6 protein-coding genes and 1 pseudogene are annotated in these 4579 nt (G+C 36.7%); 4 read left to right on the top strand and 3 right to left on the bottom strand.

Translation table 11 applies throughout. The annotated features are described in order from the left end of the window. Positions 1 to 377: 377 nt before the first annotated feature. Together AC3G7N_RS20305 and AC3G7N_RS20300 are read right to left on the bottom strand one after the other, a co-directional pair. Positions 378 to 974, bottom strand: a complete 597-nt coding sequence (locus AC3G7N_RS20305; RefSeq protein WP_489423982.1) for a class I SAM-dependent DNA methyltransferase — start codon at positions 972 to 974, stop codon at positions 378 to 380. A gap of 230 nt (positions 975 to 1204) precedes the next feature. Next, a complete protein-coding gene (locus AC3G7N_RS20300; protein WP_489423981.1) occupies positions 1205 to 2032 on the bottom strand; it encodes a dihydrodipicolinate synthase family protein in 828 nt (275 codons plus the stop codon). 405 nt (positions 2033 to 2437) lie between these two features. On the opposite strand from AC3G7N_RS20300, the gene AC3G7N_RS20295 reads away from it, so the two are divergent. From AC3G7N_RS20295 to AC3G7N_RS20280, 4 genes and pseudogenes are all read left to right on the top strand, one after another. Then, positions 2438 to 2743 (top strand): PadR family transcriptional regulator, encoded by a 306-nt coding sequence (locus AC3G7N_RS20295; protein WP_489423983.1) that lies wholly within the window; start codon positions 2438 to 2440, stop codon positions 2741 to 2743. A gap of 2 nt (positions 2744 to 2745) precedes the next feature. Further along, entirely contained in the window at positions 2746 to 3117 is a 372-nt protein-coding gene (locus AC3G7N_RS20290) for a DUF1048 domain-containing protein (protein ID WP_489423980.1), read from the top strand. 2 nt (positions 3118 to 3119) lie between these two features. Next, positions 3120 to 3464, top strand: coding sequence for a DUF1048 domain-containing protein (locus AC3G7N_RS20285; protein ID WP_489423979.1), 345 nt, complete (start codon positions 3120 to 3122; stop codon positions 3462 to 3464). A gap of 169 nt (positions 3465 to 3633) precedes the next feature. Beyond that, a pseudogene (locus tag AC3G7N_RS20280) lies at positions 3634 to 3798 on the top strand (ATP-binding cassette domain-containing protein); the annotation flags it as partial. A 122-nt stretch (positions 3799 to 3920) separates the two neighbouring features. On the opposite strand, the gene AC3G7N_RS20275 reads toward AC3G7N_RS20280, so the two are convergent. Beyond that, positions 3921 to 4409 (bottom strand): GNAT family N-acetyltransferase, encoded by a 489-nt coding sequence (locus AC3G7N_RS20275; protein WP_489423978.1) that lies wholly within the window; start codon positions 4407 to 4409, stop codon positions 3921 to 3923. Between the last annotated feature and the right edge of the window lie 170 nt (positions 4410 to 4579).

Here is a 4579-nt window from a genome sequence, read left to right as displayed (position 1 = left end):
AGCGCAAGCCCTAAGGTGCGCGTAGTGTTTTTCCGCAGCGGTCGCAGGGAACTGACATGATTTTTAGTTACGTCGCAGTTTACAGATTTTGTGTCAACTACAACAATGGATGCGGACTTATTCAACTATTTCAGGGTTCATCTACTTATTTCAGTCTGTGAAAGTTGAGTTTATTATCAAAAAAATAAACTAATAGATAACTATTAGTTTTTAAAAAATAATTATTTAAATAAGCTCTAAAAGTTTTCATATTTACTGCGTGTCATTTACCTTTGTGAATAGCTGTATAAATAGCTATTGGACTTCTAGTGGTATTTAGTTTTCCCCCAATGAATTCTCCATTCTCCATTTTCAATTTCCTTCTTTATTACAAGAAATCACTTTATACTACTGGATATAAACATTGAGGCATCTTGATTCATAAAAATACGATTTCCATGATAGAATGTCTTAATTTCATTTGATTTGAATCCAACTTCGGATAATCTTTTTTGCAGTTCTTCATGTGAAAAACCATTATGAACTTTCGGATGATTTATTTGATCGTTTTTGTCAAAATCAATAATAATTAGCTTGCCACCGCTATTTAAAATGTTGAATAATTGTTGTAAAATCTTGTTAGTATCCGGAATATGAAGAAGGACTAGTGACAGTAAAACTATATCTGCCTTAAGTTCAGGAGTTTCTTGAGTGAAATCCGAATAAAGTACTTTTGAGTTGGTCATCCCTTTGTGAGAAATTTTAGCTTTCGCAACCTCCAGCATTTGTTCTGATGAATCTACCAACAAAATAGAATCCACAAAATCTGCTAATTCTAAACTAATTAGACCAGTACCACTCCCATAGTCTATTAAAGATTTTGATTTACTATTTCGTAATTCGGGTCTTACTTCCTCAACTATAACCTTAGCTAATTCCATTCTTTCTACTGTATCATATCTTTTTGCCATCTGTTCAAAAACGTTATTTTCCATATTGCACTCCCCTATTTACTTAAAATTAAAGCTCTTTAGTAGTCATTATAGAAAAAATTAATACCTTAAAGCTCGATTCTACCCAAGCCCTTTCGTATAAACCCGATGGCAAGCCGGAAAGTCTATATAAACAAGTTGAAAAACATTGAGTGAGGAAAGAAATCGCAACCTACATGTTACATGATGATATAAACATTTTAGTAATCAGTCTAAAATAGTTCACTATCTAATTAAATATTCCCTATTGGACTCCTGCAAATCCCCATTGGAATACCCTTACGATTAATGATTTTTTTCAGATTCACAATAGCGTTTCCTTGATAAACTTGTTCCATCATATTTTCTATTTTTTCGCTTTCTTGTTTACTTACTTTTTGCTTCATAAGCATTTTTTGAAACCATTGACTAATTTCTGTCGGAGAAACATTCCCAGCAATGGAAGAAAGGCAATCATATCCATGTAATACTTTTTCTTCTAAATCCACTTCTCCACCAGCATAAAAATATAAATCATTTTTATGCATACCGTTTTTTATTCGTTCAACTTTTTCATTATTGCCAGCATCTTTTATTCCAACCACTAAATCTATCTTACTTAATTGAATAATACTCTTCTCTGATAAATCAAATCCAGTTCTTTTTGGATTGTTATATAAAATTGTAGGTTTATTACTAAGGCCCATAATCCTCTTTGTATAAACGAATGCTTCTTCTTGTGTCGGTATAACATACGGTGGATACCCAAGCATGATACCGGATATTTTTGTGTGTCGAATCTTTTCAGCTAATTCCTCTGCCTCTTTTTGTCTAATTGAAGCCACACCAAATATAATTTCCATATTACTAATGAGTTCTTCTTCCAGTTCTAAACCGTTTATTATTTCAATTTTTTCTTGAAGGTTTAAACTATGCTGTTCTCCAGTAGTTCCAGAGACAAGAACAGATTTTACTCCTTGTTTATACAGGTCTCTTATATGGCTTATTGTCCCTTGAGTATTTAAAGATTCATCTTCAAAAAAAGCCGTTGGCACAGCAATATGAACTTTTTCTGTTAGCATTATGTTATCCCCTTTACCCTTTTTATCTGCTTAAACTAAACTGCTGCTATAGTTTAAGATCAATCTTTCACAAACTCTGGTTCATTAATTTTAACATAACTGCATTTCAAAAACTTACTATTCAAATACTCTAAAATAGAAATCTTGGTTACTCTACAAACTGTCCCTGATATGCAAGATGGACGCTTCTCTTTAAAATCAGACATTAGAAATGATGCAGAAACAGGATGGAATACATTTCCACGATCATATTTAAATTTAATATTTCTATGTATAGCTATAACAGTTAATGTTCGCTATTGACAAACTGACTAATACGTGTCACTATATACCAGTAGTAAGTAATACTGAATATCAGTCATACAGAATAGCAAGGAGGTGATTGTGCTGGAAAACCTAACGGCAATGTTCAAAGGCGTGCTTGAAGGCTGCGTCCTTGAAATTATAAGCCACAAAGAAACCTACGGCTACGAAATCACGCGGCGGCTGAACGCCCTCGGCTTCACAGATGTTGTGGAGGGAACGGTGTACACCATCCTGATTAGGCTTGAAAAAAGCAAGCTGGTAGAGATCACAAAAAAGCCCTCTGACAAGGGACCGCCGCGAAAGTTTTTCGGGCTCAACGACGCGGGGCGTGAGGAGCTGCAGAGGTTCTGGGAAAGATGGGAATTTGTTGCGTTGAAAATCAACCAATTAAAGGAGGAACAGTAACAATGCTTGATTCTATTATAAAATTGATAATAGGCGACATGGAAGATAAACGGGCCTATAAACAAATGATGAAGAGGGTTGACTCCCTGCCGAAAGATTATCGGTTTGCATTTCGCAAAATTCAACATTATATGTTTAGCGTTGGCCCCCCTAGCGGTGATTTGACGATATTTACAGACTTGAGTATGTTTACGGACTTAGTGGAGTTATTTGAAGTGAGCGCGGCAGAGGGCAAGCAGGTTCTTGATGTCATAGGCAGTGACGTCGGTGAGTTTAGTGATGAGTTTATGCGCGCGTCGGTTACCAATACTGAAAAGCTACAAGAAAAACTAAACAAAGAGGTTATGGAAAAGTTTAATAAGGAGGGGCAATAACGATGCTGGAGCTTATCAAAAAAATGATTGGGGACAAAAAAGAGTATAGGGAGCAAATGGCAAGGGTAGAAGCGCTGCCTGAAGACTATCGGTTCGTATTTGAAAAAATCCAGGGATACATGTGGAGTTTCGCGGGAGGAGACGGCTCTGACATGTTGAAAACGCAGCACGAATTGATAGAGTTATTTGAAGCAAGCGCGGCGGACGGCAAGCAAGTTCTCGACGTGACGGGCAAAGATGTTGTCGGGTTCTGCGACGAGTTTTTGCGCGACACGAAAAAGTGGACCGATAACTTTCGCAAAAAATTAAACCGCGACATGATGAACAAATTCGGAAGGGGAAAATGAAAGACATCACAATTTAAGAAAAGCTCAGGGCACCTTGAAAGGCACGACAAGCATAAGCAGAGCGGTGCAGTGTGGATGGGTTTCCTCGCGCGGAAGCGAACTGCTTATGTCTCGAATGTCTAGACGCTGGAGCTAGACAGATAAACGCCAAAACTTATACTTTCCTTGATTACAACTAAAGGACTTAAAAAAATCCTTCAAGACCACGGGAGTCCCAAAGGGAGTGGATTTCGAGGCGCGCCGCAGCGAAATCTTTTCCCTGCTCGGCTCCAATGGGGGGGGGAAGACAACGGTTGTCAAAATTCTCACCACGCTGCTCAAACCAGACAGCGGTATTCCACAAAACGCCCCTTTAACGAAAGAATGCTCAGCTAATCTACCGTTAGTTGAAGATATTTACATCCTTCTTAAAAATCAATAGTAATGTTCGTTAGCGAAACAAAAAAAGTCTAGTTTTTATATGCTGATATCTTCCCATCCATAAACCAATAACGGCAATTTATCAGCAGCTATTTTGATGAATGTACTATCTGTTCTTTTAGCTCCCATTGCCTCATAAAAGTGGCAAGAACCATTTTCCTTTAATACTTTAACGATAGCTGAATGGAAGTTTAAACTCTTAAATTCAGTAAAGAGTCTTTTCAATAATTTTTTCCCTATCCCTAATCCTTGAAACTCTTTCAAAATATAAATAGAAGTTACATCACCGTCATATTCTTGGTATTCTCCCGATTTTACACTACCTCCACTTGTAAATCCGATAATAAACCCGTCTTCATTTTCTGCAACAAACACAGAATAATTCTCTTTGGAAATATTATTCACCCATAACTTTGTTCTTTGTTCATATGAGAGGTTCTTTAAAAGCTTATCGGAAATTATATCCTTATATGTGGTTCTCCAACAATCTACGTGTACTTTAGCTATCCCTTCAGCATCGGCCACCGTTGCCCTTCTTATTATCAAGTCATACCCCCACCTTTCAATATTTCTCCATATATATTAAAATTCGATTAAGAATATGAAAAATCCATCTTTTAAAAATGCCATAAAAGACGTGAAAAAGAGGCTGGGACATAACTAGCCAAAAATAACTTAAAAATGGTTCCGATCAT

The sequence above is a fragment of the Virgibacillus carmonensis genome (assembly GCF_057836705.1).
The sequence above is the reverse complement of the archived record's forward strand: the minus strand, read 5'-3'. Positions and strand labels throughout refer to the sequence as shown.

Bases quoted from the DNA above. Each gene is read 5' to 3' on its own strand.
- AC3G7N_RS20305 (WP_489423982.1), bottom strand. From the start codon at position 974: ATGGAAAATAACGTTTTTGAACAGATGGCAAAAAGATATGATACAGTA.
- AC3G7N_RS20300 (WP_489423981.1), bottom strand. From the start codon at position 2,032: ATGCTAACAGAAAAAGTTCATATTGCTGTGCCAACGGCTTTTTTTGAA.
- AC3G7N_RS20295 (WP_489423983.1), top strand. From the start codon at position 2,438: ATGTTCAAAGGCGTGCTTGAAGGCTGCGTCCTTGAAATTATAAGCCAC.
- AC3G7N_RS20290 (WP_489423980.1), top strand. From the start codon at position 2,746: ATGCTTGATTCTATTATAAAATTGATAATAGGCGACATGGAAGATAAA.
- AC3G7N_RS20285 (WP_489423979.1), top strand. From the start codon at position 3,120: ATGCTGGAGCTTATCAAAAAAATGATTGGGGACAAAAAAGAGTATAGG.